Raw genomic sequence first — 26,290 nt, 5'->3', positions numbered from 1 at the left:
GGCGTTGGACCGCAGAATGATCGAGAAGAGGACGGGGATCCGCCACAACCGAAGCAAAAGAAATATTGTATTTAAGATGGTCCATTCGGGTGAATATGAATATTCGCCGATGACACTCATGCAAACCGCTGACATAATCGCGGGCAAGTATTTCGCGGGATGCGAATCCGCGGAAATCGTGCCCTCGATGGAGGTTTTGCCATGACCAGTTGCCCCGCTGTCGACGCCCGGGCCGCTCTCGCCTTCCTCCAGAACAGCGGGCTGATAAACATGAACACCACACTGGAGCAGTTGGTCGGTGCGACCACCACGCTCGGAGAAATCTCCGGCTATGTGCTGGCGTGGGACAAGTACGTGCTCGTTGTCCCGTCCGTGACCGAGGACGCCGCGCAGGCCTAGCTTCGGACTGCGCCGTACGGGGGGCTGCGCCAGGCGGGACGCACGGCCGGGTTGGATCGACTCATCAGGAGGGCGGCTGTGGCCGACATGCGGCGCACGGTGGAACGCGGAGCTGTCGCCTGGCTGGCCGCGCACCGCACCCGCTTCGATCCCGACGCCGCCGACAAGCGGCGTACGCTGTTCGTCCGCAAGGCGTTCGTCGAGGTCGCGTTGCTGGTCGGACTCCGTGCTCGGGCGGAGCTCGGGTCCTTCGACGGCGACCCCGACTATCGGATGCTGTACGACCAGGTCAGCGCCGTAGCGGCCCGGGCTTCCTACCGTGAGCTCGTCGCACGTGATGAGCGGGCCCTGCTCCTGTACGCGGGCACCTACGCGTCACAGCGGCTGTGCGGGCGGCGCGACAGCGAATTCGAGCGCCTCATCGGCCGAGCGGTCGCCGGACGTTATGCGGCCTGCTTCGAGCGCGTCCCATTCCGGCAGCTGGATCTGCTGCACACGCTGGAGTTGGCCGGAGTCGATCACGGAATGCCGGCAGACAGTGCGGTACTGCCCTTCTCCCTGCTCTGTGCTGATCCATCCGTCGTGAAGCTGAGCGACAGCGACATTTACGCGGTCACGCATACCGTGTTCTACGCCACCGATTTCGGCCGGCGTATCCCCCGGTGGCCCACCGGATTCGGTCTGCCCCAGGCCGTAGAACTACTGGAGGCGCTCTGCCTTCTGTGCCGCCAGAAGGAGAACGCCGACCTGGTCGCCGAACTGCTCTGCTGCCTGCTGTGCCTGGGGATCCAGGACTCACCCGAGATGGAACGGGCCTGGGCCTTCCTCGCCGATGCACAGGAGCCCGACGGGCGGGTCGCCGGGCCGGACGGCATCCTCCCCCCGGAACTCGAGAACGGCGACGCGGACTACCGCGACTGGGCCACCGGCTATCACACCACGATCGTCGCAGCGCTGGCCGGTCACCTGGCCCGTGACGAGGCCGTGATCCGGCAGCCGCGCCCCTCACCTCCCCGGTCCGCCGGCAAGGAACGACTTGAAGCCGCGATCCGGTGTGCCACCGCCTGGCTGACCGAGGCCGCCCTCGATGTGCCGTTCGACGACGCGGTCCCGGCAGCGGGCGCAGCCGCGCGAGCCGCACGCTCGGTGGGAGAGCCACGACTCGCCGCCCGGGCCCTCACCAGTCTCGTGCGGCGTGCCGACAACACCCTCTCCCAGCCGGTGGCCTGGGGCGGGCAGGGCGTCGACGCGGTAGCCGAGTGCGCGCGAGGCCTGTCGGCCTGCGGACTGGTCTGCGAATCCCTCGACCAGTTCCTGACGGACACGGCAGCAGCACTCACCGGGCTCACCGCCGTTCCCACGGCCGCCGCCGGCGGAGTCAGACGACTGCGCGACCTGGGCCGGCTCACCGAGCAGCAGGCGGATTCCCTCCTCGCCTCCACGACCGCTGCGAACCTGTTCGCCGGGAACCATGCGCCCGCGGTCACTGCCGTGGCCTTGGCGCAGTATGCCGACGGCCAACCGCTCCACCTCGGCAGCGACGCCTCCGCCTGGCATTCCGTCGCGGAGCGGTTCGCAGCCGCGCTGCCAGCCGCCTGCCAGAACTATCGGCTCGAAGAAGCCGCCGCGCTCGTTCAAGGGCTGGGGCTGCTCGGCTGGGCCGATCACCGGATCACCCGCGACGGGGTCGACTTCCTGCTCTGTCAGCAGCACCCCACCGGAGCCTTCGGCTACCCGGCGCGCGACGACCACCAGGAGCGGGCGACGGCGCAACGCATCTGGACCCAGAGTTGTGTCGTCGCCCTCTCATGCCTGTACGGCTCGTACGACGGGCGAGCACCCCACCTGCGCTGCCACGCAGCCACCTGAACATCCAGCCGGACTGAACCTCTGACCGGCACCGTCCTGCCCCGCGCCTACTGGAACCTGACCGGGCAGCGGGTCGCATTTCCGGGCGCCCTGCGCGCTGCCGAGTCAGCCAAGGCGCGGCTGTCCCCGGCGATGGCTGCGGGAGGCCGGAGGGCGGATCAGATGGACGTGAAGCCGTTGGTGGCAGCTCTGGTGCCGCCCGCTGTGGTGACCGAGACGAGTGACGTGGTCGGCGCCCGCCGCACCGCCCACGGTTCGTCAGCGGGGGCCTCGGCGTTCTGGCCGGCGCTACGGGCCGTCGATCCATATCGCTGTGCCGAACGGGTCAGGCAGCTGGGTGATAGAGCTGTCGGGTGCCGACTCGTACCGTCCTGGGCAAAGGACCCGGGCGCCGGCGCCCGAATGCTCAACGCAGGTCCGCGACCACCCCGGGTAGGGATCGTTAGGCGCTGTGTGGGACGTGAGAAGGCGAAGAAGCCGAGAGTGAAGTCGGGCGACGGGTTCGTTGACCGCGAGACAGCCGTTCGCGAGATCGCCGCCGGCTACAGGGACAGGTCGCACTACCTGGTCTGCCTGCCCCCTGGAACGCTGGCTGTCCTCAGCCGGCAACTGAAGGGACTGCCGTGTCGGATGCTGCTGGACCAGGGGCTCGATGCGATCCTGGCCACGTCATCAGCCGACGTAGCGCGGGCAGTGGACGTGATCGCGCGGTCGTTGCGGCCAAGCGGCGGGTGCGTTGGCGTGGTCCTGGTACCGAAGACGGTAAGTCGGGCCCTCCTGGAGAAGCGGCTCAACCTGCCCAGCAGCGATGACGACGAGGACATCATGTGCGTACAGCTCGGTGAGCAGATGATGTTCCCGACGCTACTCATCGATGCCATTGACCTGGTCGACCCTGTCAATGCGGCCCGGATTCGGGCCCAGGCCGTCCCGTGTGCATGATGCACGTCCTGGCTTAGGCGGGGCCTGACCGACAAACTGCGACGGGGAGGCTTCCGCCCCGCTCATGAGGGCCGCCTCTGCCATCCCGCTGGGCTCAGCACGGGGCGAACCGGCGCGCGGCGGCCTTCTGGAAGGCACCGCAGGTGAAGCATGGGGCGCTGCGCACCTCGGCAGCTGCAAGGCGCCAGGTTTCAACGTAGGGCCGGCGCTGGAGGCATTCCTGGCCTGGGAGCCCCGTCGCGCGTCCACTGCTGCTGATGATCGGTGGCGTCATGGCGGAGTGCGGGTGGGCACCGTTCGGCCCAGCGACGCCGAACACAGTCGCATCCCCGGGAGGGGTTGTGGTTGGTCGCTTGGGTCGCTGGTGTTCGGTCGCTGGTGTTTTCCCAGGTCAGAGCACCTATAGGACGCTGGCAGCGACTGGAGCGACTCTGGGTTGGGCTTATAACGACATTCGTGCGTGCGCGTACGCGTTCATAGACCCGACCTTCAGTCGCTTCAGTCGCTGATTCCCCACCACCACAGCCCTGACCAGCAGGGATGTGACAGTGACTGAATCAGCGACTGAACGCATTCGGTCGCTGCGGCTGGAGTCAGAGTCGCTGGGGCAGGCGGGCGACACGCCCGACCGAGGAAGCCCACTGAAGCCCGCTCAAACGATCGGTCCGGTCGGCCGCCCATCGCAGGAGGTGCCGGCGGTTGTGGTTGGTCGCTTGGGTCGCTGGTGTTCGGTCGCTGGTGTTTTCCCAGGTCAGAGCACCTATAGGACGCTGGCAGCGACTGGAGCGACTCTGGGTTGGGCTTATAACGACATTCATGCGTGCGCGTACGCGTTCATAGACCCGACCTTCAGTCGCTTCAGTCGCTGATTCCCCACCACCACAGCCCTGACCTGGGAAAACGTTGCTTACAGGGGTGAGCGACTGAAGACTGCACAGTCGCTTCCAGCACATCTCGGTCGCTGTAGCCACCGCAGCCACGGCACACCCGTGCCACGGCGACTCCGCTAGTCTGTGGGCTCCATATTGGAAACTGAGTCGCTTCAGTCGCTGTCAGGGCTGTGACCTGCGCATACTCGGCAGCGACGTACGACGGAGCCGGCAGGCAGACAGCGGGAGGGACATCAAGGTGGCAAGCTCTGTCGGCGTCCCCACTACGTCCGCGCCTCCGCTGCAGGTCGCCAGGTGGTGTGCCGCGCAGGGATGGCCGGTGCACCCGCTGGCCCCGGGTACCAAGCACCCAGTGGCCAACTGCGCCGACTGCGCGGCCACCGGGCACCGCGCCTCCGGGTGCCGCTGCCTGGTGACCGGCCGCTGGTGTCACGGGCACCTGGCCGCGACCACCGACCACGACAGGCTGCGCTCCTGGTGGGAAGCCAACTCGCAGCTGGGCGTCGGCATCTCCTGCGGGCCTGCTCACCTGGTCGTCATCGACGTCGACGCGCACGCCAAGCCCCTGCCCGCCCGAGACCGGCTGCTCCCCGGCATCGTGATCCCGGACGCGGTCGACCTGGCAGGTCTGGCCACTGGGTTCGACACCCTCGCCCTGCTGGCCGCCCTGCGCGGGCACGCCAGCCCGGCCGACGACACCACCACCTTGCGGGTGAGAACCCCCTCCGGTGGCCTGCACGTCTGGTACCAAGCACACCCAAGCCTGCCGCTGCGCTCTTCCACTGGGGCGGGGAAGAACCGGGCGCTGGCTTGGCAGGTGGACGTCCGCGCCCGCGGCGGCTTCATCATCGCGCCGGGGACCGTCACCGCGGACGGCTCCTACACGCCCGTCGGCGCGGTGCGGCGGCCCGCTCCCCTGCCGTCCTGGCTGGCCGCAGAACTGCAGCGCACCCACCACGCGGAACCCCCGCAGGACCGGCTCGAACCGCGCCGTCCCCCGTCCCGCGCCCGGCAGGCGGTCATCGCAGCCGGTGGTGCCCAGGACGGCACGCCCGCCGTCCTGGCGGGCCTGCTGGCTGAGGTCGTCGCCTGCACGGCCGCCCCGGAAGGAATGGGTTTCAGCGACAAGCTCAACCGCGCGGCGTTCACCGCCGGCGGATTGGCCGCAGCCGGCTACCTCAGCGAGGCCGACGCCGCAGCCGTCCTGTTGGACGCCGCCTCCACCGCTCGCCCGGGCCAAGAACGCCGTTGGGCACCGATCGTTCGCGCGGGCCTTGCCGCAGGCGCCCGCCGCCCCCTGCATCTGCGAGGACGCGCATGACCACTGAGCACGGACCGGAAGGAGGCTTCGATGCCTTGGCCGCCGCGCGGCAGATCCTGACCGCCGCCAACACACCGACACCCGGTACGGTCGCCGTGCCCGGGCAGGCGGCCCGCCCCTTCACGCCGGTCCAGGAGAGCATGCTCACCCTGACACCGTCGGCGGCGCCCCAAGCCCCTCAGCCCGTGATGGTGCATGAGGTGCAGCCGTCACCGGCCGTCACCCGGCAGGGGCTGCTGCCGGACTCGCTCAGCGACCGCGGCAACGCCAAGCTGTTCGTGCGCCTGTACGGCGCCGACTACCGCTACGTGCCCGGCCTGGGCTGGTACAGCTGGGCCGGCCACCGGTGGCAGATCGACGAAACCGACACCGTGCTCTGGGCCGCCGGCGAGATGGCCGAGCACCTGGTCCTCCACGATCCGAGCGGCACCTACACCACCAGCGAGCTGAAGCGCCACCGCCGCCGTGCGCTGTCCACCAGCGGCATGACCGCGATGCTGGAACAAGCCAAGGCCGCCCCCGGCATGGTGATGCACGCCTCCACACTCGACGCCGACCCGTACGCCCTGTGCACCACCGCCGGCGTCGTCGACCTGCGCACCGGACTCCTCATCCCGCCGGACCCCACCCGCCACAGCCACTCGCGCTCCACCACGGTCGCCCCGCAGGCCATGCCCACACCGCGCTGGTTCCGCTTCCTGGAGGACACCTTCGGAGAAGGCCCCGAAGGCCAGGAGATGATCAACTTCCTCCACCTGTGCCTGGGGTACTCGATCTCCGGGGACGTGGGGGCGCAGATCATGCCGTTCCTGTACGGCACCGGGAAGAACGGCAAGTCCGTCCTGCTGGACGTGATGCTGCAGCTGCTCGGCGACTACGCCGACGCGGCCCCGCCCGGCTTCCTCATGGCCCGGGCCTTCGACGGCCACCCCACGGACCTGGCCGAACTGCACGGCCGACGGATCATCATGTGCTCCGAACTCAAGCCCGGCGACCGTTTCGACGAGGCCCGGGTGAAGCTGCTGACCGGCGGCGACAGGGTCAAGGCCCGCCGGATGCGCCAGGACTTCTTCAGCTTCAACCCGACCCACAAGCTCTGGCTGCTGGGCAACCACCGCCCCGAGGTCGGCACCGGAGGCCCCGCATTCTGGCGACGCATGCGGCTGATCCCCTTCGAGCGGGTCGTCGCCGAGGACCGGAAGATCGACAACCTCGCCCACGTCCTGGTCGCCGAGGAGGGCCCCGGCATCCTCAACTGGCTCATCACGGGCGCCAGCAGGTACTTCAACGGGCACAAGGACCTCACCGGACCGCAGAGCGTGCAGACCGCCACGAGCGCGTACGCCGAGACCGAAGACAGCGTGGGACGCTTCCTCACCGAAGCCTGCAAGATCGCCGACGGTCTGCGCGCCGAACAGGCTCTGCTGTACGGCGCCTACACCCGCTGGTGCGGCGGTGAAGGCGCCAACCCCGTCACCGCCCGCGCCTTCGCCGCGCGCGTGCGCGAAACACTGGGTATGACCTCCCCCAAGGACATGGTCCTGTCCAACTCCCGCAAGTACTACCCAGGGATCGGCCTGCTGGCCGACGAGGAGCCGCAGCCGTGAGCGCCCTGATCGACCCCGCCGACCTCGCCCACGAGATCGAGATCCGCTGGCTCGAGGACCCAGAACCACTCGACTACGTCCGCCAGAGCCTGGAACGACTCAACTCCCGCAAGGGCAGACCCCCCTACCATCGCGACGGCCGCATGGTCGGCTACGCCATCCTCGGCCCGGCAGCACCCTCCTCCCGCGCCTCCGGCACCTTCCGCCGCCGCGTCTTCTGGCTGCTCCCCCACGACCGCGACCAAGAGCCTGACGGCCTGTACGCCACCGGCTCGCCGTCCGAGGCCGTCGACCCGCGCACCATCGCGCCCACGGTGAAGGGCGACAAGACCGAGCGCTCCCAGGGCGGTCCCGCCTCCCCCGCCATGCTCGAACTGGGCATAACGCTGCCGAAGAGCTGACCGCCGCACTCCGTGCGGTGCGGGCGGATCTCCTTGCCGCTCGACTGGTCCAGGCCCGGGAGCTCGGAGCGGACCCAGGACACCGGGTGGGCACGCTTCTCTTCAACTCCGGCGGCCCGGGAGACGGCGAGGTGGGCTATCTGCTCGACCGGCAGGCGCGGGAGCACTGATTTCCGGCCCGCCTGCGCGACCGGTTCGACATCGTCGCTGTGCAGCCGCACGGGACGGGCCTCAATCCGCCGCTCAACTGCCCGTTGCCGATCGACTTATCGGTGAGCAGGTTCCCTGCCGACCGGACGGCGGCCGCCAATCTCGTACGGAGCAACCGACGGCTCGGGACCGCCTGCGCCCGGGGCGGCGGTGCCCTGTTCGGGTACCTGAACACCGAGACCGTCGCCCGGGACATGGACGCCGTGCGCTCTGCACTGGGCGAACGACAGATCATGCCCGTCCGGGCCCGTTCCGCCTCCGTCTCCCGGCAGGCCAGCACCGCGCGGTGCTGCTCAAGCTCACTGTTGAACCGCCGCACCTGCGCTGATGCCTCGTCCGCGGCCTTGGCGTGCACGGCGGCCTGGGCATCCAGGTCGGCGGCAGTGGGCAGCCCGTAGGACAGGCGCTGCTCGTTCGCTTTGGCCAGCTGGCTCGTCGCGCGGGTCGCCCGCCGGCCGGCGGCCGACGCCTGCGCCTTCAGCTTGACGGCCTTGTCGTCCAGGAGCCCGAAGACGACCTCAATGGTGACGGCCAGGTCCTGGCTGTTCACCGCAGCGAAGGGCCGCCGGCCCGCGTGGGCTTGCTGGAGGTAGAGCAGCGCCATGACGCTGTCGATGGTGACGCGGCCTTGGGCCGTCTCCACGGCGGGGATGCCCATCAGCTCCAGCGTGAAGGCCCCGGCACTCTGCTCGCCGCCTTCCGGCTTCACCGGCAGCTCCCGGATCTCGCCGGATGCCGCGTTGAGGAAGGTGACCTCCTTGGCGGCCAGGTCGAGGGTGACGGTCCAGGCCTCGGAGTTGGTCTCCACAGTGTCCCGGATCGCCTGGACCTGGTCGATGATCACCTCGGTCAGCACCGGCGCGAGCGCGCCCAGGGCCGCGAACGCCGACTCCGCTGCCGTGCTGCGCCCTGCTCCGATGCCCGCCCTGAACTGCCGCAGCACCGCGTCATGGCTGCGGCCGTCCCAGACCCCGTCGATCTGGAACTCCTTGCTGGACCAGCCTGAAGATGCCAGGCATACGGGCCCCACGCAACGTCGCGGCGCCGCACCACGCAGCGCAACCACCGGCGTCCAACGAGCGGGCACGGGCCAGGGCATGGCCGGACGCGCGACGGCAGCCCGATGGGCGCACTTACAGGTGCCCGGTTGACGCGCACCGGCGACAGATGACCGGCTACACCGCCGCCGGCACGTCGCCGGGCGCCTCAGTGCGCGCCTTCGGCAGGGCGATGCCTTGGGCCTGGGCGGCCGGTCCGGGCCGCAAGGTCCAGGGCACCGCCCCCGTGGTCACGAGCCACTCGTTCTTCACCAAGCGCGTGACAACGTAAGCGCCCAGCGACCGGTCCAGGCCCCAGCCCAGACCTGAGGTCAGCTGGTAGTAGGAGGGGCCGTGGCCGTGCTCGGCCCGGAAGGCCACGGTGAACTCGGCCGCCAGCGAGCCGCGGTCCGGGTGCAGCCCCTTCCACTTCCCGTAGGCGCCCATGGTCGCCTTGGCGATGACCATGGGGCGCGGCGCAACCATGAATGCCTGCGCGACCCGGTCAACGGGCAGCGCGCACAGGGCACAGTGCTCGACGGCCTCCACATGCCGTCGCAGCGCGGGCGTGGCTTCGCTCTTCCACCGCGCCCACGCGTCGGCATTGAACTGGGGCCACGACGATGGAACGGCCCCGGGGCGCGTCGCCTGCCCGCCGGTGGGAGGGCGCACACCCGACAGGTGGCGCACCGCCTCGTCCAGACGATACCGGTCCTGGGACAGCTCGGCGAGGAAGCCCTTGGCCAGTAGGTCGGGTAGCGCCGCCCGGCACGCCTCGGGGAGGTCGGCCGGGATCTGCCCGGCCGAGTCGCAGGTGCCGTGGGCGGCGAGGAACAGGCCGGCCAGGCGTGCGGCGGGCGGGAGCTTCTTGACCGGCTTGGCGGTCAAGGTCCTCGCGACCCACCCGGACACCCGCGAACGTAGCTTCTCCCCGACCGGCAGCGGGTGGCCCGTCTCCCGTGCCAGGTCCGGGATCGTGACGGCGACCGCAGCTGTCGGGTCGCCGTCGAACAGCACCCCGTCGATCTGCCAGCCCAGACCGCGCAGGGCAGCGGCGGCCGCACGGGCGTCTTCGAGGCGCAGCGTGGACAGATCCGTCCCGGTGACGTTGCCGACTCCGCCCCGCGCCGCCCGAATGGCCAGCACCGCGGCCAGCAGCTGCGCATCGGTGTTGGGCAAGGGCAGCGACACCACGTAGCTCAACAGCCTCCGACCCGCCTGGCCTTGAGCGCCGGTCAGCAGGTACGGCAACGGCTCTGGGCTCCCCAGCGGGGCGGCGCTGGCATGGCTGGGGCTGGATGCGGGATAGGGCACGCCACGTCCAACGCTCGCCCCAGGCACAACGTCACTGCCTGCTTCCGTCTGGAGTAGTCCCTCGACGGCGGCGGTCGGCCGGCGCAGGCCCGCCTCCGAGTCCCAAAACGGTGGTGCGTCCATGCGAGTTGAGCGGCCTCGGCAAACAGTCCCCCTCCGGGGGCACCGTCGTGTTGGCGGGTGGCCTGCGTTTTTGCCAGGGCGGCCGGCTGCCAGCGCCACCGCAGAGGAGCACGTTCTCCACCAGTTCCCCTACACCGAGCACCTGCTGAGCCGTGACGCGCAGGGCCGGGCCTCGGTGGAGCTGCGTTGGCAGGCTCCGCTCGCTCCGCAGCCCGGTGGTGAACTGGTCCCGCCCATCCAGGCCGCTGTGGAGTTCTCCTTCACCCCGCTCCAGCTCAACCATCCAGACCCGTTCGCCGCGACCGCCGCCTACATGGAGTCCGAGGGCTACAGCGTGCGCCTCACCGAGGCATTCGCCCACCGACCGGCGCGAACAGTCTCCCAGCGGGTGCGGCGGGCCGGGTCAGGACCGGCGATCCATGGTGTCGACCGGCCGAGGGACGACATCAGCCTCCTCGCCGCTGCGGTGTTCCCCACCACCACGCCGAAACCCGCCAGCTGGCGGGCGTGACGCCGCACTCCTGCTCTAGGAAGGCCACGGCCAGTCGGGGGAGGGTAGAGGTCGGGGTGAATGTGGGCAAGGGCCTGACGGCGCGTGGGTGGCCGGGCGAGGGTGGTGGCCATGACGAATGACAGCAGCGGGTCGGCCCCGTTCGTGGCGGCCCCGAACGGTTGGCGGGTGGCGATCGGCTCGCCAGGGGAGAGTCTGATCATGCTGGTGCCCCTGGTCGGGTGGCGGTCGATCCCGGAGGGCACCGGCTCGATCATTGGCTCGGCGCTGGAGCCGGTGGTGCTCTTCGACAACGTGCAGGAGCCGATCATTTCGACCGTCCACGACACCCTGGTCAGCTGGGACGACCGCTCCTACGTCCACCAGGTGCTGGTGCCCGGGTGGGAGGTCCGCAAGGTGCCGGCGGGCTGGATGGTCGTGGAGTACGGCGATCAGTGCGACTGACCCCGAACTACCGCCCCCAGCGTGGCCACACAGACCTGGCCCACGACACCGCCACCGCCGCCGGCCTGGTCACCGACGCCGCCCGAGACGGCGTCGAGCTCGACTTCACCGATGCACTGTGAACCGCCGCCGCGCTCCGGCGCGGCCTGCTCCTGCTCGCGGCCGACCCCGCTCCCGCCGCGGAGCATCGGCCCGCCGAGCGCGAACCCGTGGAGTGACGCAGAACAGGCCCGCGACGGTGTGGCCGGCGAGTACGCGCGACGACTCCGCGCTGCCCTTGACCGGGCCGCTGACGCCCCGTCGACCACCACCTGACGCCCGTCAGCGGCTGCGATACCGCAGCACACCCACCACGACAGCCGCCACCACGGACACCGCAGCAACCCCGACTGCTGGCCACACCGGATCGCCGTTGACCAGCACCAGCACAACGACCCGCAACCCCGAACCGATCAATCGCACGCGCGCACCCTACCGGCCGCCCACCGGGGCGGCCGGCCAACCCCTGAGGAGATCACCGTGGCCACCTGGACCCGCCGCGAGACCACCGTCCGCTGCGTCGACCACGTTCTGGCCGTCCCGGCTGGCGGCGCTTGAACTGTGCCGGGCAGCCACTTCTCCACGCTGTCGTCCAGCGAGAGCCGTCCTTCGCCCTCCAACTGCAGAAGCACTGTCGACACGAATGATTTGGTGTTGCCGGCGATCCGGAACCGCTGGTCTGGCCGGACTCGCTCGCCGGTCGCCGTGTCCGCGAGCCCGGCCGCCATCCGCGACTGCGACTCTCCGCGCCTGGCATACGCCACGGCACCCGGGAATCCGTCCGCGACCGCCTGCTCGATGCCCTCCATGACGCTGCCGGGCGGCGAGGCTGGCACCCGCTCGGCAACGGCCGCCGCCGGGAGGAACCCCGACACGGCCACTACGCACATTCCCGCCCACAGTGCTGCCGCCCCGCAGGTGCCCTCATCAATCTCTCCTGCTTCTTCAGGTGTTCGTCCCCGTTCACGCCCAGCGTGCCAAGGCCACGCTTTGGTCGCCCGTCCTGCTGGCACCTGGGTTGATGCGGGGGTTGTCCCCCGTCCCTCAACGGTCCTGTCCCTTGCCGCCCTTTGTGCACGGTGGCGCTGGGCCCACGCTCGCCGCCCGGTGAACCTCTTCGGCCCACTGGACAGAAGTCGTCCTCGTGGTGGGCGGCCACCACCACGTCCGGCCGGTCGTCGCTGAACGCCTCGTGTAGCGGCACACCGCGGGCGATCGCGAACCGGTCCGGCGCGAGCGCCGCCGGCAGGAATCTGATCGTGCATCAGAGCGGGCCGCAGGCGCCGGCCGCGTGGCCGCATCAGGTCGGCGCGATCCCGCCCCGCGCGCAGTCCCTCCAGCTCCGCACCGAGGCGGACCGGTTGCGCACGGCCGTACGGGGCGGGGGGCACGGCGGTGCTGTGCCAGGTGCTGACCGGGACGGGCGGGGGCGGCAAGACCCGGCTCGCCGCGACTACTGCCCTACCACGCTCCGGCAGGACGCCGACACCGCCGCCCAGATGCCCCGCCTCACCGAGATCATCACCAACCTCGATGCCCGCATCGCCGAGGCCCGACGTGAAGGCTGGACCGGTGAAGTTGCCGGCCTCGAAGTCAGCCTGTCCTCGGCCATGGAGAATCTGGCGGCGATGCAGGCCGTCTCCGAGAGCAGGCGAACAACCGATCTCTTCAAGCCCCCGTACGGACGGGTTGTCGAGGAGTCAGGACCGTGAACTACACCAGCGCGGGCTCCATGTCGGCGTAAAGGTCAAAGTGCTCAGGCCCGTGCAAACGAACGTGCTCACGACTGATCGTCGCGCCAGTCTTCCCCGCTCGTGATGGTGAGGGCTCCATCGCGCAGGACGAAGTGACGGGCCGCATTGTCGTCAACGGTGACGCGGGGATGGCTGGCGCCCTGGAACGCCTCGGTCTGCACCTGGAAGCGGGCGGGGCTGGCGCCCCGCACGACGCGCAGGCACCAGGGGGCGCCGTCAGCGCTCTCGGGGTGAGGCGGCACGGCCAGGTGCAGAAGGGCGGAGGCCTTGTGGTGGGTGCCGTAGCGCGTGTGTGCCGAGGTGTACGTGGCCAAGCGGAGCTCGGCCTGCGGCGGGCCGGGGACCGCGGAGGGTTCTGGAGCGGGCTGGAGCACTGGGTCGGCGGCCGGGTGTGCTCCGGCCTGGTCGCGGAGCCCAGCGAGGAAGTCCGGTTGGTGGGCCGTCTCGGGCAGCACCGTGGCGAACCACTCGGCGAGGGCCGCGCCGCCGCGTCGGGCCCAGGTCTCGATCAGTCGGCGGAAGGCGGCTTCACGGCGGTGGGGAAGGTGGTGGGCGCCGGCGGCGAGGATCGCCTCGCCCGCTCCGGCGAAGGCCCGGTGGAAGTCGCGCACCGGGACCCGGTGTGCGATTGCGGCAGAGCGGACCATGCGGATGTGCAGCATGGCGCGGTGGAGGAGGGTCGCGGCGGCCATGGCGTTGGTGCCTAGGTGTCCCTCCTGCGGAGGGGCGGGCCAGGCAGGTTGGCTGTCGCGGGGCGGTGTGGTCGCGTCGGCCAGGTGTCCTGCGGCGGACAGGTGCCAGCAGCGGTCGTCCGGGCGGAGGTCGGCCGTCGCCGCGCGGAGGGTGCCGTGGGATCCGATGCCGATCGACACTCCGTCAGCTTCCGGTCGAAGGGCGGCGCCCCGGGTGTTCTGGCAATCGAAGCGGACCTCGGTGATGTCGCGCAGCCGTATGCCCAGCGTGGCGGTCTCGGGAGACGTGCCCTCGTCGACGGGATAGGAACGGGCGACAGCGAGTTCGAGATAGCCGATGAGACGGCTACCGGTCCGCTCGACCTGCAGACAGCGGACTTCTGCCGACGGCAGGTCGTAGTCGGTGGCGAGGCTCTCTGCGATCTGCGGCGTCACCGCCATCACCGGGGCCATCACATGTCCCAGATAGTCACGGCCTGGCACGTATGGCTTCGTGGTCGCAAGCAGCTCGTCCAACGAGTGTCCGGCGGCCGCGGCCTGGTCCAGCATCCAGGCCCGTCTCTCTTCGCCGAGGCCGGCCATCCACTCCAACGCCGCCCGCGCACGACGTTCGCGCCCGCATCGAGTGCTGGCTGTCGCCGCCCGAAACAGCGGGATGGTGTTGTTGTCCCACACGTCCGCCGCCACGCGGATGCTCTCCCGGTCGAAGCAGCGGGCATCCGAGGAAGCGTCGGCGATCTGTACCAGCGAGCGGTCCAGCAGTGCCCCAGCACCGCGACTGCGGAACCCCGCTGGACCGGCGCCGCCCCACGCAGCCGACCCGTACCTATACGGCGCCATGGAGAGGCAGCAGCGAGGTTGATCATGCCGGGATCGTCGCACGAAACACGATCACGCCGAGCAGGGACTGACGTGTTCGTATGTATCGATCCGGGCGCCTACTGGAATGACCAGCGGACGGGCCGGTGGGCTCGGGTTCACCTGGCGTGCACCGCTCGATCACGGCACCTCAGCCGGTTCGCTCACCGGTCCCGGAGTCGCTCTCGGCAGCTCTTATAGCTTCGACGGCCATCCAGAGGTCCCGCGCGTCCACGACTGCCAATAGGCCGAAACGGATCAGCCGGCCGAGATCGCCCTGAGAGCACGTCAGGATGTCGTCGATCAGCGCCTCGGACGGCGTGATCTCGTGATAGGCGTCGTGCCACGCGTACTCGACCAGTTCAAGCAGGTCGAGCGCCGCGGGGGTCGCGTCCTTTCCGAATACCGCCTCGACCCTCGGCCTGCGGGCTGCCTGACGCGCTGCCCTTCCCACTGCCACAAACCTCTCCCCCCTCGCGGACATACTGCCGACAGCTACACACTTCCCTGTCCGGTGCCATTGATACGCCGCCTCGCGACTCCCTGCGCACCCGCCTGGCCCGCACCGCCGCGGCCGCCGGCCTCACCACCTACCGCGCCCTCACCACCCGCCAGGTCCGAGCCCCGGAACCCGCTTTGACCCGCCTGGGCTCAGCCCGCACGCCAGCGGGCCCGGCCCGATGTTGTCCGCGGACAACACATGCGGGAAGTGGCCCGCGTCGACTATTGCCGCCCCCGGCTGCCGTGCCGGATGTTGTCCGCGGACAACATCCGGCACGGCAGCTCCTGCTGGGCAGTGACGAAGGTAGTGGTGGTCACTCGCCCGGACGTGTTGTCCGCGGACAACACGCCTCGACGCTCTTCGACGCAGGGCTCGTTCCTCGGCAGGGCTACCGAGGCACGAGCCGTGCGTCGTTCCTGCCAGCGTCCGCCGGCCGTGGCTCCAACGATGGGGGAGCGGATGTTGTCCGCGGACAACACGCCTCGACGCTCTTCGACGCAGGGCTCGTTCCTCGGCAGGGCTACCGAGGCACGAGCCGTGCGTCGTTCCTGCCAGCGTCCGCCGGCCGTGGCTCCAACGATGGGGGAGCGGATGTTGTCCGCGGACAACACGACGGTGCATGCGAGGGGCTCGTGTCCAGTGGTCCTGCGGGACGAGCCTTTGTCAGCTGGTCTTGAGGAGAGGAGCCAACGAGGTTGTGTTGTCCGCGGACAACACCGGCACTATTCGGGTGGCCTGAGGCAGTCTCACGGGGTGTCGGTGACTCAACAATGCATAGCGGTTAGTAAACTCCCCGCATGGCCACCCCTGACACCGATGAGCGGGACAAGGTAGTTACCAAGCTCCCCCAGCAGCTGCGGCGCGAGTTGAAGATTCGAGCCGCCACCGTAGGCGTCGACATCCAAGACGCCGTCACCGAAGGCATCAAGGCATGGAAGGAAGCCACCAAGCCTCTCCCCACAATCGACGTCTCCGGCGCGACGTCCTTCTCGACCTACGTCCCTAGCGCCTTGCTGGCGGACTTCCGAGCCGACTGCTCCGCGTTGAAGCTCGCCTACAACCAGGGAGTGGCCCAGTCCATCCGGCTCTGGTTGGACGCCCACCCCCTCCCCGAGCGCGCCCGCCGCGCCACCGGGGCCCGCCGGATCGCGATCGGCAACCAGAAGGGCGGCGTCGGCAAGACCGCGCTGACCGCCGGGATCGGCCAGGCCCTCGCCGAAATGGGCTTCCGCGTCCTCATGGTCGACTTCGACCCTCAGGGCCACCTCACCAAGCAGCTCGGCCACGAGCACCTGGCCCTCAAGGGCGACAGCCTCGTCAAGCACATGACCGGCGAGAAGAACGGGGAACTCGCGGACCTCGTCCTTCCAGTCAACGGCGATGCCTTCGGAGGCCGGCTCTTCCTCTTGCCGGCCTGCACCGACGGCTTCCTCCTGGACGCCAAGCTGGCGACCTACCGCGAGATCCGCATCAAGGAGACCGCCCTCGAGAAGGCACTCGAGCCCCTCGCCGGCGACTTCGACTTCATGCTGATCGACTGCCCGCCGTCCCTCGGCTACGCCATGGACAACGCCCTCTACTACGTGCGCACCCGCGAGGGCGAGGAAGACGGCAGCTCTGGTCTGGTCATCCCCGTGCAGGCAGAGGACTCCTCAGCCGACGCCTACGCTCTGCTGCGCGAGCAGATCGACGCACTGTGCGACGACCTGGACGTCGACATCTGCGACCTCGGGTTCATTGTCAACCTCTACGACGTCCGCAAGGGCTATGTCCTGACGTCCTCGCTCGAGAGCTGGAGGAGTATCGGCAAGCCCGAGGTAATCGCCGTCGTCAACGACCTCAAGGACCAGCGGGAAGCCGTCCGCACCAAGACGCCCCTGCTCGTGTGGGCCCCCGACGGCGAGCAGGCCGACGCGATGCGCGACATCGCCCGGAGGATCGCATGAGCAGCCGCGTAGCCGACCGACTTGGAGCCGGGAGCTTCGGCGCGGCCCGGCCCCCGCGTAGCGAGCGTGGCCGGGCAAAGGCCGTCACCGAAGGCACCATTCCCGCATACGATCTTGTGCGCCTGCCCCTGGCCACGGTCGCGCCGTGCCCGGTGAACCCCCGCCGGAACTTCGGCACCGACGAGGACAAGAACACCCTCGGCACCAGCCTTGCCGCCCGCCAGACCACCGCGTGCGTCGCCGTCACCCGGGCCGCCTACCTCAAGCTGTGGCCCGACCACGACCAGATCCTCGACCCCGCCGGCGCCGAGTACGTCCTCCTAAACGGTGAGCGCCGCTACCGCTCGGCACTCCACGTCGGCCTGGACACGCTCGACTTCGTCGTCCGCGACGATCTGGCGGGCAGCCCGGAAGACTTCCTCGACAACCTCCTCCTGGAGAACGAGGACCGCACCGACTTCGACATCATCGAGCGAGCCCAAGGCATCAAGCAGCTCCTCGAAGCCTGCGCGGGCAACGCCGCCGAAGTCGCCCGCCGCCGCGGAAAGGACCGCTCCTGGGTCGGCAACCAGGTGGCCCTCCTCACCCTCCCCGGCGCCATCCAGGAACGACTCGTCAGCGGCCAGCTTGCCGAGCGGTGGGCCCGGCGCCTCGCCCGTGCCCTCAAGGACGACCCGAGCCTTGGCACCGACGACCTCCTCGCCCTGGCCGACCAGCTCCAGGAAGAGGAGCGCGCCCGCCGCGACGAGGACCGCAAGCTGCGTGCTCTCGCGAAGGCTGGTGTGTTGTCCGCGGACAACACACCAGCCGCCCCAGCAGCTCAGGCCCAGAGCCCAGCTGATGGTGTGCCGGACAGCCATGGCACTCCAGCAGTAACCGAGCAGCGGACACCCGCGGTCAGCGAGGCGGCACAGGCCCGGTTGTTGTCCGCGGACAACAACCGGGGGAGTGCGGCCCCGACAGCTCCTCCCGAGAGTCGAGGTGATGCGGGCAGCATCCGGACTTCCACGGAAGAGCCTGCTGAGTTGCCGACACCTCGTGTCCCGGCCGTAGAGCCACAGCGGATCGCACCGGACACCCCTGACTGGCGAGACCCGAATGGCGTTGCCGGCTGGATCTGCAAGTTCCTGTCGCCTGTGGAAGCCAAGGCTGTGGCCGAGGCTGTTCTGGCCAAGGTTGCCGAGGCTGAGGCTGTACTGCTCAAGGTCCCCGATGCTGAGCAGCGTGCAAGCGCGACACCTGCGGGCTGACCGGCTAGGAATGCAGCCGCACCCTGCCCGCCAACTCGGGCAGCGGCGTCGGAACGGGACGTGACACCGCGACAGAGAGTGACCGACGAGTTGGAGGTGCCCGTGAGGCGGGGAACGGCCATCGCTGGGTTGGAGGCCGCCTGCTCTGAGCCCGGGATGACCGTCTCGTCCCCTCAGAGTCTCCAACCGATCGTGGAGGGGGTGTGTTGTCCGCGGACAACACACCAACCGCCTAACGCGCAAGGTCCGGAGCACTGCTGATGGTGCGCCGGACGGGCACCACCCGTGGTAGCTGATCAGAGGTCAGCCACGGCCGGTGAGGTCCTAGCCGGATTGTTGTCCGCGGACAACACACCAGCCAGCTGCGCCCGCCGCAGAGACAGAACAGGCTTGCAGCAGCCCCGGTCACCCGGACACCCACTGGGGTAGCCTGACCGATTCCAGCGATCGGCGCCCCACTGGCCGCCGTTGAGGTGGTGGGCCAGGGCCATGCCGCGTCGTTTCCGCAGACGGCTTCCAGAACCTGGTGGTGCGCGATCTGCGATGGGCTACATCCGACACCGCCGACCTGCAGCATCGAGGCCGGGCCATCGCAAGCCACAACGCGGCCGCGTTCCTGCCGTAACACCTCGCCGCGCGGGCGTCAGCGACCGCGGCCCGGCCAGTGCGTGGCTCGCGCTCCGGCTGCTCGGCTCGCTGTCAGAGCGTGGAGGCGCAGTCGCGGCATTTGGGCTGCCCCTTCTTGTCCTCCCCGGCGAGCTGGCTGCGGTGGTGGACCAGGAAGCAGGTCGCACAAGTGAACTCGTCCTGTTGGAGCGGCACGACCCGCACGGTGAGTTCTTCACCCGACAGGTCAGCGCCAGGAAGCTCGATGCCTTCGACGGCTTCGGTATCGACGTCGACCGCAGAGCCTGTCTTGTCGTCGCGCCGGCTCTTCAGTTCTTCGATGCTGTCGTCGTTGGAGTCGTCGCCGGTGTTGCGCGGAGCGTCGTAGTCGGTTGCCAAGGCGGTGCCTTCTCGTCAGGGGCGGTCGGGGGAGAGGAACAGCGTCAGCATGCCTCGTCGGCGCGGTATCGGCACCTGCGGGTCCGCTCTTGTCACCCTGCTCCCGTTCGGTCCTGGCGTCCTGTCACAAGAAGAGACTTCGACGTCTTCCAGGGGCATGGTGCCGGTGACGATCACGCCGCCGAACTGGGAGTCGGCGAGGACGCACAGTCCGGCCTGACACAGGAAGGAGCCGAGGCCCGCCAGCGGCGATCCCTGAGCAGCTGGCGGAGGCGGACTACGCGGGAGTCGGCGTGGCGATCGACATTCGGGGGCGCGTCAGGCCCTCGCGTCGCGGTAGTGCCACTTGAGAGAAGCTGACCCCGGGTCCGCGCTGATGGGCGGTCAGGCACTGGAGTTCACTTGGGAGCGTGAGCGTCGGCGAGGCCGGCTGGCGGGTCGAGGACCATGACGTGATGGGGCGCCGCGCCGTCCCAGGGTTACGAGGATCGGCGCGACCACCAGTGCCGCCTCGGTTTGGGGCCGGCCTGCGAGGTCGAGGCGTCGGCGGTCGGCCGGATGGGGACCGGGGAGGACGGCCGTACGGGGGCGGGGGACGAAGGGGAACCGCTGTCGGTTGGCGGGTGCAGGCCCGCGCGGTCGTACTCAGTGGTGGCGATCGCCTCGACGCATTCGTCCTCGGTCATCCGCTCCGACCCGGGCACGTGGGGAACCAGCCCCATCAGCACCCCGTCCTGCAGGACCTCCGCCTCCAGACCGAGCGCATCGCTGCTGTCCCAGACCGCCTCACCCCCGTCATCGGGGAGCACGACACGTACCGCGTACTCGTACACACCAAGCTCGGCCAGGTGCGCCATCACCTCTCGAGCCCGCAGCGCGGCCACCAGCCGCTCGGCACGTTCCTTGTCCATCGCAGCACCGCCCTCGAGAGACCAGCCCCACCTGCCCCCACCGTAGGTCGCCGCGTACCGAACCGGCAGCCCGAGCCGGGTCTGCGCCGCGGCAACGCCACCGAAATACCCGAGGACCCCGCCCAGCTCATGGCACTCGTGGGCGCGGTCGGCGCGCACGGCCACACCGCCATGGTCGGCATGCCCGTTGGTCGACGAGGGCGCCGCACCGCAGAGGCGGCGGACCTCGGGCCCCGCCGTGCGGCGCATGCCGCCTGGCGGGCCGATCGCCCCCAGTCGCTTCCGTAGAACCCTGGCCTGGTTTATCCGACGCCAGCCCCGCGGGCTGATCACCGCCTCCATCCAATACGAACACACCTACACCCAGATGCTCCAGGGCTACGCGGGCTCCTACGAAGCCAGGTTCCTGGACGACTACGCGTTCGAGGACTGGCTCTTCCGCTTGGAGGGCATCGCCGAGGACGAACAACGCCTCCTCGCTGGCGAGCACGTCAGCGGACCTGCCGCGGACGCCTACCGCTACCGCGTCCAAGCAGCCGGCCGCGAGTTCGCCGGCCGCGTCCTCGCCAGCGAACGCCACGCCAGAGACCTGCTCGGCAACCCCTCCTGCAGATCCACCACAGCAAGGGCATGACCTGCGTCCTCAACCCCGCCACCGCCGTCTGCCAGCTCAGAGGCTCCGCCGATGAGCCCGCGGTCACCCCAGCCATCCGCCACGCGCGCGGACAGCACGAACTCGACCGGCTCCGCCCGATCATCGTCAAGTTGTCGCAGTCGGTGTCGTGTCGCAGACGCGCGGGGGAGGCGGGGGCGCCGGTTGGCGGCGGCCCCGTCGTGCCAGATGCCACCGCAGTGATCCAGGTCTGTGCCGGCGATGCGACGACGATCTGGCTCATCCCGAGGGCGCGCGCTTCTCACACCGGAGCGATCCGCGCTCAGATGAACCTTGGTGGTGAAGCCACCGCGCGAGCGACCCAGGCCCTCCCCTCGACCCTGGTGCCGGGTAGTTCTGATACCAGGACAAAGACACTCTGGTACCAGGCTGTTGCGAGGTCGATGGTCACTGTCGTGACCAAGCAACTGGAACGTCCGCAGGCAGTCCGCACCGATCGTCCCTCCTCACCGACCACGGCCCCCGTCACCGAGCACCGCAAGCTCTCGGTCATCGGCCTGGTCACCATCCTGCTCGGCGCGTTCCTGTCGATGCTCGACTTCTTCGTCGTCAATGTCGCGCTGCCGACCATCGACCGCGACCTGACCGGCGGTCCGGCCGTGCTGGAACTGGTGGCCGCCGGCTACGGCATCGCCTTCGCCGTGCTGCTGGTGCTCGGTGGCCGACTCGGCGACAGCCTCGGCCGTCGCAAGCTGTTCATCGCGGGCGCGGCCCTGTTCGCCCTGACCTCACTGGCCTGCGGCCTCGCGCCCACCGCATGGGCCCTGGTCGCCGCCCGGGTCGCGCAGGGTGGCGCGGCCGCGCTGCTGATTCCCCAGGTGCTGGCCACCATCACCGCGTCCACCAGCGGCCCGCACCGGGCCCGTGCGCTCAGCGTCTACGGTGCGGCCGGCGGCATCGCCGTGGTGATCGGCCAGGTGCTCGGCGGCATGCTGGTGCAGGCCGACCTGTTCGGCAGCAGCTGGCGTTCGGTCTTCCTGCTCAACGTGCCGCTCGCGCTGGCCGCCGCGCTGCTGGCGGCCCGGACCATGCCCGAGACCCGTTCGGACGCCGCCAACCGCGTCGACCTGCCCGGCACCCTGCTGCTGTGCGCGGGGCTGCTCAGCCTGTTCGTGCCGCTGATGGAGGGGCGCGCGGTCGGCTGGCCGCTGTGGACCTGGGTCTCGATGGCCCTGTTCCCCTTCTTCGCCTGGGCGTTCATCGCCGTCGAGCTGCGCGCGGAGGCCGCCGGGCGGGTGCCGCTGGTGCCGCCGAGCCTGCTGCGGATCCGCGAGATGCGCAGTGGACTGGGCATTGCCCTGGCCTACTTCAGCAACTCCGGCGCCCTGATGTTCATCCTGGCGATCACCCTGCAGCAGGGGCTGCACCTGAGCCCCGTCAGCTCCGGATGTGCCCTGGTTCCGCTCGCCGTCGGCTACTTCAGCTCCTCGCTCGCCAGCCCGCGCCTGATCAGCCGCTTCGGCAGCCGGGTGATCACGGCGGGATCGGTGGTCCAGCCGCTGGGCGTGATCGTGCTGATCGTGACCGTGCTGACGGACTTCAAGCACCTGGATGTCCTCTCGCTGCTGCCCGCGATGGCGCTGATCGGCGGTGGCAACGGCCTGGTTAGCACGCCCTGTTCCGGACGGTGCTGTCCACCGTGCCACTGGAGCGCGCCGGGGTCGGCAGCGGGGTCCTGGCCACCGCCCAACAGTCCAGCCTGGCGCTGGGCGTGGCGACCTGGGGCACGCTGTTCCTGGCCCTGGTGCCCAGCATCGGGATGGCGCACGGGCTGGCGGTGGTGCTGGGGATCCAGGTCCTGGGCGCCGCCGTGGTCGCCACCCTGTCGACCCGACTGCCGCGCACCTTGGACTGACGGCCCGCCGGCCGGACCAGGCTGCCGCTGAGGTCACACCGTACTGACGCCGGGCCGGACTTGGACCCGATGGGGGCTCAAGTCCAGCTCAGCGTCCGCCTTTCCGGCCCAGCCGGACAAAGCCTTCGCGCGATGTCACCCCCGCGCCGGCTCCGACCTCTGACCAGCGCTCAGAGCATGGTCGGCTCCCCAGTCAACCCCCGAGGGACTTCCGGAGCCGACCCCTTAGTCCCAGACGACGGACCACACCTTGCCCCCGGCCTGTCCCGGGATGTCGATGTACTCGTCGACGAGCCCCGCCAGCACGCCGTCGGACTCGAACCCGCTGATCCACGACTCGCAGGTCGGTGCGTCCGCCGTAGTACAGATGGCGACGGCCTCGCCGCAGAGTCTCTCCCCCAGCTCCAGCGTCTCGGGGTGCAGCTGCACGCGGACCCAGACAACGTCGGGGCGCTGCTCGATCTCGTACAGCCGGGCGGCCAGGTCGGCCACCGGTGGGCGGCCGAACTCCCACTGGTTGGGGGCGATTGACCCCTCGTCGTTGTTGCCTTCGAAGAACTCCTCCAGCGTGAGGAGCGGCATCACGCCCGACTCGCCGGCGCGCCTGGTCACTTCAGCTGTCGAGATCACGGCGGGCAGTCTGCCACGGGCGGCCGACATCCCCCGAGGACCAGCTCATCCCCCTGCACAGACCGGGCCCGGGAGGCAGCTGTGGCTTCGGCACGAGTTCGCCCGCCGCAACGCCTGGCGGGCAGCGGGGCCGCTCAGCGGGTCTGCCGCGGTACCTACCGGGACGCCCGAACCGTGGCGATGACGATCGCGATCAGGATGGACGCCAGGAAGATGGTCACCGTCGGCCACAGCGGATCTCCGTTGATGAGCGCGTACATGAGCGTGCGGAAACCGGCACTGATGAGTTGCATGCGCGTACCGTAGCGTCACCCGTCGCCAGGCATTGAGAGGCGACCCGGGCTGCCCGGGGCTCGTGAGGTGGGGTCCCCGCGACCGCGGACCAGTATCGCCACGCCGCCCACCACCCACCTCCCCCGATCGGGGGACCGGATTCTCCCGCTTTCCCGCGATGCCGAGCCGGGCTCCGGACACCCATGATCGTGCCGCAACGACCGTGTGGTGGAAGGACAGTTGATGAATGATCGGACCAAGGGCATAACGGTCTTCCTGGCCATGGCCTTCGGCTTCGGCTGGGGGTGGTTGCTGCTGGCACGGCTGGTGCTGCGGCTCTCGCTGGTGAACCCGCTGGTGCAGCTGCCGTTCGCGATGCTGCCGGCGGTGGCCGCGGTGGTGGTGCGCCGGTGGGTCACCCGGGAGGGGTTCCGGGACGCCGGGCTGGCGCTGCGGTGGCGCCGGGCCTGGCCGTCCTACCTGGCCGCCTGGTTCGGCCCGTTGCTGCTCACCGCGGCGGCCCTCGGGCTGGCGGCGCTGCTGGGCCACCGTCCCGACTTCACCCGGCTCGCCGGGCTGGCACCGGGTCTGCCCAGTTGGTCGGCCCCACTGCTGCTGGCCGTGGTCGCCACCGTGCTGACTCCGCTGTACTGGGGCGAGGAGTTCGGCTGGAGCGGCTACCTGCGGCTGCGGCTACTACCCGGCCGGCCGATGCTCTCGGTCCTGGTCACCGGGCTGCTCTGGGCCTGCTGGCACTATCCGCTGGCGATGCTCGGCTACCTCCACCTCGGCAGCCTCGCCGCCGGGTTGCCGCTCTGGACCGCGACCTTCCTCTGCCAGGAGTGCCTGCTCGCCTGGCTGCGGGCCCGCAGCGGGAGCATCTGGCCGCCCGCACTGGCTCACGCGGGCAACAACATGGTGCTTTCGCTGCTGGTCAGCCAGCTGCTGAGCGGCACCGGACTGGGCGACCTCGCGCTCACACTGCTCCCGGTTCCCGCCCTGGCCCTGTGCGCCTACGCGACGACGCGCGGCCTGCGGCGTTCGGCGGCCGCCCCTGCTGCCGGGTAGGGCCCGGCTGCTTGCGGTGCGGCGCCTGGGGCCGACGGCCGCTTGGAAAGCGTGTTGGGGGCAACCCTCACGAGTTTGAATCTCGTAGCGCGCCAATGATGGTCAGTCAGCTACACAAGCAGGCCAATCGCCTTGAAGCACCAAGGTCAGTAGCCCCGGTACCGCCAAGGCGGAGCAAGTTGTGGGCTGAGAGGACGTCCTGCTCGAATGCGGGATAGTTCACGGATTGTGCCAGGTTATGGTGGTTTCGCCCGTCGCTCTCTTGGCGAAGTTAGAGATCATCGCGAGGCGGATCATGCTTTCGGAGTGCTCGGGCTTGGTCTCGTAGTCGCGGGCGAGTCGACGGTGCATCATGATCCAGCCGAAACTTCGCTCGACCGCCCATCTCCTCGGAACGACAGAGAAGCCCTTGACCTGCGTGTTTCTCGGGACGATGTCGACGTCGATGCCGAGCCTTGCCCCGTGTTCGACGGCCTGGGTCTTGTAGCCGGTGTCGACCCAGGCCTTGGTGACTGTGGGATGCGATTCGGCGAGCCGGGTCAGGAGCTGTTCGCCGGCATCGTTGTCGGAGACGCTGGCCGCGGTGACCATGACGAGCAGAAGGAGGCCGAGCGTGTCGGTCACGATGCTGCGCTTGCGGCCCACGATCTTCTTGCCGGCATCGATGCCCTGAGTCTCGGTCGGCACGCTGGGTGCGGTCTTGACGCTCTGGGCGTCGATCACGCACGCGGTCGGCTCGGGTGCCCGGCCCTCCTTCTCGCGCACCAGTCGGTGCAGGCGCAAGCCGAGGACGCTATGTCAGGTGAGTCATCTACCCGCCGCAGTAAGATCGTCGACCGGCAGATGGTGCTGTCGCGCGAGTGGGACGACCTGGTGGGGCATGTGCGCTCGCTCGGGCCCGGATTTGCGGACTTCCTCCGGCCGCCGCGGCTGAGCTCGCTGATACCCGCCGTCGGCACGGGCACCATGGTGCTGGTCAACGTCACCAGCACGCGCTGCGACGCCCTGCTGGTTGAGGCGTCCGGCGTGCACGCCCTACCGCTTCCTCGGTTGTCCGCCGACGAGACGGCGGAGCGCGTCCTCGCCCACATCCGCCGCCTCCGCAGCGTGGAGGCGGCGAGCGCACGGGTCCAGCGCACCGCTCAGCGAGCCCAGGACCGGCCCTCCTTCGCCGCCTTCCAGGACCACCGCACCGCCAAGCAGGAACTGCGTACGGCCGAGGAGGAGCTGGACGTTTGCCTGCTGGACGACCTGCGCTGGCTTTGGGACACCATCGCCGAACCGGTGCTGGAGGCGGCAGCCTCGAACCGCATCTGGTGGTGCCCGAGCGCGAGGCGCAGGAGTCCTGGCTCGCGCAAGAGGGCGGCATCACCGCGGAGACCGCCCGACTCGCCCTAGACGCGGGTGAGCCAGAAGCGGCGGTGGAGTTCCTGGAACAGGGCCGTGCCGTGCTGTGGTCGCGCGCCCTCGCCTCGCGTTCGGACCTGCGCGAGGTCGCCGTAGCCGACCCGGACCTCGCCGCCCGGCTCTTGGCCGTACGCGACGAATTGGAACAACTCGCCGCCCGCCTTGAAGACGATCCGGCAGGCGAGTTGGGCGTGCAGGCCGCCCGAACATACGGTCCCGACCTGGACCGCGACCTCATGGCCGACCTCCTGCACGCGGAGGAGCTGCGCCACGCCGGCGACTTTGACGGCATGCTCGCCGTCCTGCGCGAGATAGCGCAGGCGGACGACCCGTGGTTCGTCGCGGCAGCCGAGAGCGGC

At 69.8% G+C, this 26,290-nt stretch carries 25 protein-coding genes and 3 pseudogenes; 17 read left to right on the top strand and 11 right to left on the bottom strand.

The window, feature by feature from the left end:
• Positions 1-201: 201 nt before the first annotated feature.
• From E6W39_RS00985 to E6W39_RS00960, 6 genes are all read left to right on the top strand, one after another.
• A complete protein-coding gene (locus E6W39_RS00985) occupies positions 202-399 on the top strand; it encodes a hypothetical protein (protein WP_141631807.1) in 198 nt (65 codons plus the stop codon).
• Between the two features lie 87 nt (positions 400-486).
• A complete protein-coding gene (locus E6W39_RS00980; protein ID WP_228717889.1) occupies positions 487-2,268 on the top strand; it encodes a DUF6895 family protein in 1,782 nt (593 codons plus the stop codon).
• A 483-nt stretch (positions 2,269-2,751) separates the two neighbouring features.
• The gene (locus E6W39_RS38940) at positions 2,752-3,210 is read left to right on the top strand and encodes a hypothetical protein (protein ID WP_181799024.1); all 459 of its coding nucleotides are present in this window, start codon (positions 2,752-2,754) and stop codon (positions 3,208-3,210) included.
• Positions 3,211-4,380: 1,170 nt separating this feature from the next.
• Positions 4,381-5,421 (top strand): bifunctional DNA primase/polymerase, encoded by a 1,041-nt coding sequence (locus E6W39_RS00970; RefSeq protein WP_228717888.1) that lies wholly within the window; start codon positions 4,381-4,383, stop codon positions 5,419-5,421.
• Positions 5,418-7,028, top strand: coding sequence for a DNA primase family protein (locus E6W39_RS00965; RefSeq protein ID WP_141631805.1), 1,611 nt, complete (start codon positions 5,418-5,420; stop codon positions 7,026-7,028). The genes E6W39_RS00970 and E6W39_RS00965 overlap by 4 nt, the downstream gene beginning before the upstream one ends.
• The gene (locus E6W39_RS00960) at positions 7,025-7,429 is read left to right on the top strand and encodes a DUF6009 family protein (RefSeq protein ID WP_141631804.1); all 405 of its coding nucleotides are present in this window, start codon (positions 7,025-7,027) and stop codon (positions 7,427-7,429) included. Before E6W39_RS00965 ends, E6W39_RS00960 begins: the two co-directional genes overlap by 4 nt.
• A gap of 136 nt (positions 7,430-7,565) precedes the next feature.
• On the opposite strand, the gene E6W39_RS00955 is transcribed toward E6W39_RS00960, so the two are convergent.
• Positions 7,566-8,669 (bottom strand): hypothetical protein, encoded by a 1,104-nt coding sequence (locus tag E6W39_RS00955; RefSeq protein WP_141631803.1) that lies wholly within the window; start codon positions 8,667-8,669, stop codon positions 7,566-7,568.
• Between the two features lie 145 nt (positions 8,670-8,814).
• Positions 8,815-9,855, bottom strand: coding sequence for a hypothetical protein (locus E6W39_RS00950; protein WP_228717876.1), 1,041 nt, complete (start codon positions 9,853-9,855; stop codon positions 8,815-8,817).
• A 328-nt stretch (positions 9,856-10,183) separates the two neighbouring features.
• Between E6W39_RS00950 and E6W39_RS00945 the strand changes: the two genes are divergently transcribed.
• The 3 genes from E6W39_RS00945 to E6W39_RS42575 all read left to right on the top strand — a co-directional run bounded on the left by E6W39_RS00945 (position 10,184) and on the right by E6W39_RS42575 (position 11,190).
• Positions 10,184-10,624, top strand: coding sequence for a hypothetical protein (locus tag E6W39_RS00945; RefSeq protein WP_141631801.1), 441 nt, complete (start codon positions 10,184-10,186; stop codon positions 10,622-10,624).
• A 111-nt stretch (positions 10,625-10,735) separates the two neighbouring features.
• Positions 10,736-11,068, top strand: coding sequence for a hypothetical protein (locus E6W39_RS00940; RefSeq protein ID WP_141631800.1), 333 nt, complete (start codon positions 10,736-10,738; stop codon positions 11,066-11,068).
• A complete protein-coding gene (locus tag E6W39_RS42575; protein WP_267286662.1) occupies positions 11,059-11,190 on the top strand; it encodes a hypothetical protein in 132 nt (43 codons plus the stop codon). Before E6W39_RS00940 ends, E6W39_RS42575 begins: the two co-directional genes overlap by 10 nt.
• A gap of 199 nt (positions 11,191-11,389) precedes the next feature.
• Here the strand turns inward: E6W39_RS42575 and E6W39_RS38935 are convergent, their stop codons facing one another.
• Complete coding sequence (locus E6W39_RS38935; protein ID WP_181799022.1) at positions 11,390-11,530, bottom strand: hypothetical protein; 141 nt, start codon at positions 11,528-11,530, stop codon at positions 11,390-11,392.
• Positions 11,521-11,982, bottom strand: a complete 462-nt coding sequence (locus E6W39_RS00935; protein ID WP_228717874.1) for a serine hydrolase — start codon at positions 11,980-11,982, stop codon at positions 11,521-11,523. The genes E6W39_RS38935 and E6W39_RS00935 overlap by 10 nt, the downstream gene beginning before the upstream one ends.
• Before the next feature lie 624 nt (positions 11,983-12,606).
• Here E6W39_RS00935 and E6W39_RS38930 point away from each other — a divergent pair.
• Positions 12,607-12,819, top strand: a complete 213-nt coding sequence (locus E6W39_RS38930) for a hypothetical protein (RefSeq protein WP_181799021.1) — start codon at positions 12,607-12,609, stop codon at positions 12,817-12,819.
• A 68-nt stretch (positions 12,820-12,887) separates the two neighbouring features.
• On the opposite strand, the gene E6W39_RS00925 is transcribed toward E6W39_RS38930, so the two are convergent.
• Together E6W39_RS00925 and E6W39_RS00920 are read right to left on the bottom strand one after the other, a co-directional pair.
• Positions 12,888-14,240 (bottom strand): hypothetical protein, encoded by a 1,353-nt coding sequence (locus E6W39_RS00925; protein WP_141631798.1) that lies wholly within the window; start codon positions 14,238-14,240, stop codon positions 12,888-12,890.
• A 322-nt stretch (positions 14,241-14,562) separates the two neighbouring features.
• A complete protein-coding gene (locus tag E6W39_RS00920; protein WP_141631797.1) occupies positions 14,563-14,871 on the bottom strand; it encodes a hypothetical protein in 309 nt (102 codons plus the stop codon).
• Between the two features lie 839 nt (positions 14,872-15,710).
• Here E6W39_RS00920 and E6W39_RS00915 point away from each other — a divergent pair.
• A complete protein-coding gene (locus E6W39_RS00915) occupies positions 15,711-16,859 on the top strand; it encodes a ParA family protein (RefSeq protein WP_141631796.1) in 1,149 nt (382 codons plus the stop codon).
• Positions 16,856-18,109 (top strand): ParB/RepB/Spo0J family partition protein, encoded by a 1,254-nt coding sequence (locus E6W39_RS00910; RefSeq protein WP_141631795.1) that lies wholly within the window; start codon positions 16,856-16,858, stop codon positions 18,107-18,109. The genes E6W39_RS00915 and E6W39_RS00910 overlap by 4 nt, the downstream gene beginning before the upstream one ends.
• A gap of 699 nt (positions 18,110-18,808) precedes the next feature.
• Here the strand turns inward: E6W39_RS00910 and E6W39_RS00905 are convergent.
• Positions 18,809-19,114 carry a DUF4193 domain-containing protein gene (locus E6W39_RS00905; protein WP_141631794.1) on the bottom strand — a complete coding sequence of 102 codons (306 nt, stop codon included), beginning with the start codon at positions 19,112-19,114 and terminating at the stop codon, positions 18,809-18,811.
• A gap of 479 nt (positions 19,115-19,593) precedes the next feature.
• On the bottom strand, positions 19,594-20,274 hold the full coding sequence (locus E6W39_RS00900) for a hypothetical protein (protein WP_141631793.1): 681 nt from the start codon (positions 20,272-20,274) through the stop codon (positions 19,594-19,596).
• 118 nt (positions 20,275-20,392) lie between these two features.
• Between E6W39_RS00900 and E6W39_RS00895 the strand changes: the two genes are divergently transcribed.
• Positions 20,393-20,659, top strand: a complete 267-nt coding sequence (locus tag E6W39_RS00895) for a hypothetical protein (protein WP_141631792.1) — start codon at positions 20,393-20,395, stop codon at positions 20,657-20,659.
• Positions 20,660-21,081: 422 nt separating this feature from the next.
• Positions 21,082-22,553: pseudogene (locus tag E6W39_RS00890) on the top strand (MFS transporter).
• Between the two features lie 225 nt (positions 22,554-22,778).
• On the opposite strand, the gene E6W39_RS00885 reads toward E6W39_RS00890, so the two are convergent.
• The gene (locus tag E6W39_RS00885; protein ID WP_141631791.1) at positions 22,779-23,183 is read right to left on the bottom strand and encodes a hypothetical protein; all 405 of its coding nucleotides are present in this window, start codon (positions 23,181-23,183) and stop codon (positions 22,779-22,781) included.
• A gap of 155 nt (positions 23,184-23,338) precedes the next feature.
• Positions 23,339-23,476, bottom strand: a complete 138-nt coding sequence (locus E6W39_RS38925) for a hypothetical protein (protein ID WP_181799020.1) — start codon at positions 23,474-23,476, stop codon at positions 23,339-23,341.
• A gap of 223 nt (positions 23,477-23,699) precedes the next feature.
• Between E6W39_RS38925 and E6W39_RS00880 the strand changes: the two genes are divergently transcribed.
• Complete coding sequence (locus E6W39_RS00880; protein WP_141631790.1) at positions 23,700-24,524, top strand: CPBP family intramembrane glutamic endopeptidase; 825 nt, start codon at positions 23,700-23,702, stop codon at positions 24,522-24,524.
• A 219-nt stretch (positions 24,525-24,743) separates the two neighbouring features.
• On the opposite strand, the pseudogene E6W39_RS00875 reads toward E6W39_RS00880, so the two are convergent.
• Positions 24,744-25,313, bottom strand: a pseudogene (locus E6W39_RS00875) (transposase); the annotation flags it as partial.
• A gap of 54 nt (positions 25,314-25,367) precedes the next feature.
• On the opposite strand from E6W39_RS00875, the gene E6W39_RS00870 reads away from it, so the two are divergent.
• Together E6W39_RS00870 and E6W39_RS00865 are read left to right on the top strand one after the other, a co-directional pair.
• Positions 25,368-25,922, top strand: a complete 555-nt coding sequence (locus E6W39_RS00870; protein WP_141631789.1) for a hypothetical protein — start codon at positions 25,368-25,370, stop codon at positions 25,920-25,922.
• Positions 25,844-26,290: pseudogene (locus tag E6W39_RS00865) on the top strand (hypothetical protein); the annotation flags it as partial. The gene E6W39_RS00870 and the pseudogene E6W39_RS00865, both read left to right, overlap by 79 nt.

Source organism: Kitasatospora acidiphila (assembly GCF_006636205.1).
In the GTDB taxonomy this organism is placed as follows: Bacteria; Actinomycetota; Actinomycetes; order Streptomycetales; family Streptomycetaceae; genus Kitasatospora; species Kitasatospora acidiphila.
The sequence above is the reverse complement of the archived record's forward strand: the minus strand, read 5'-3'. Positions and strand labels throughout refer to the sequence as shown.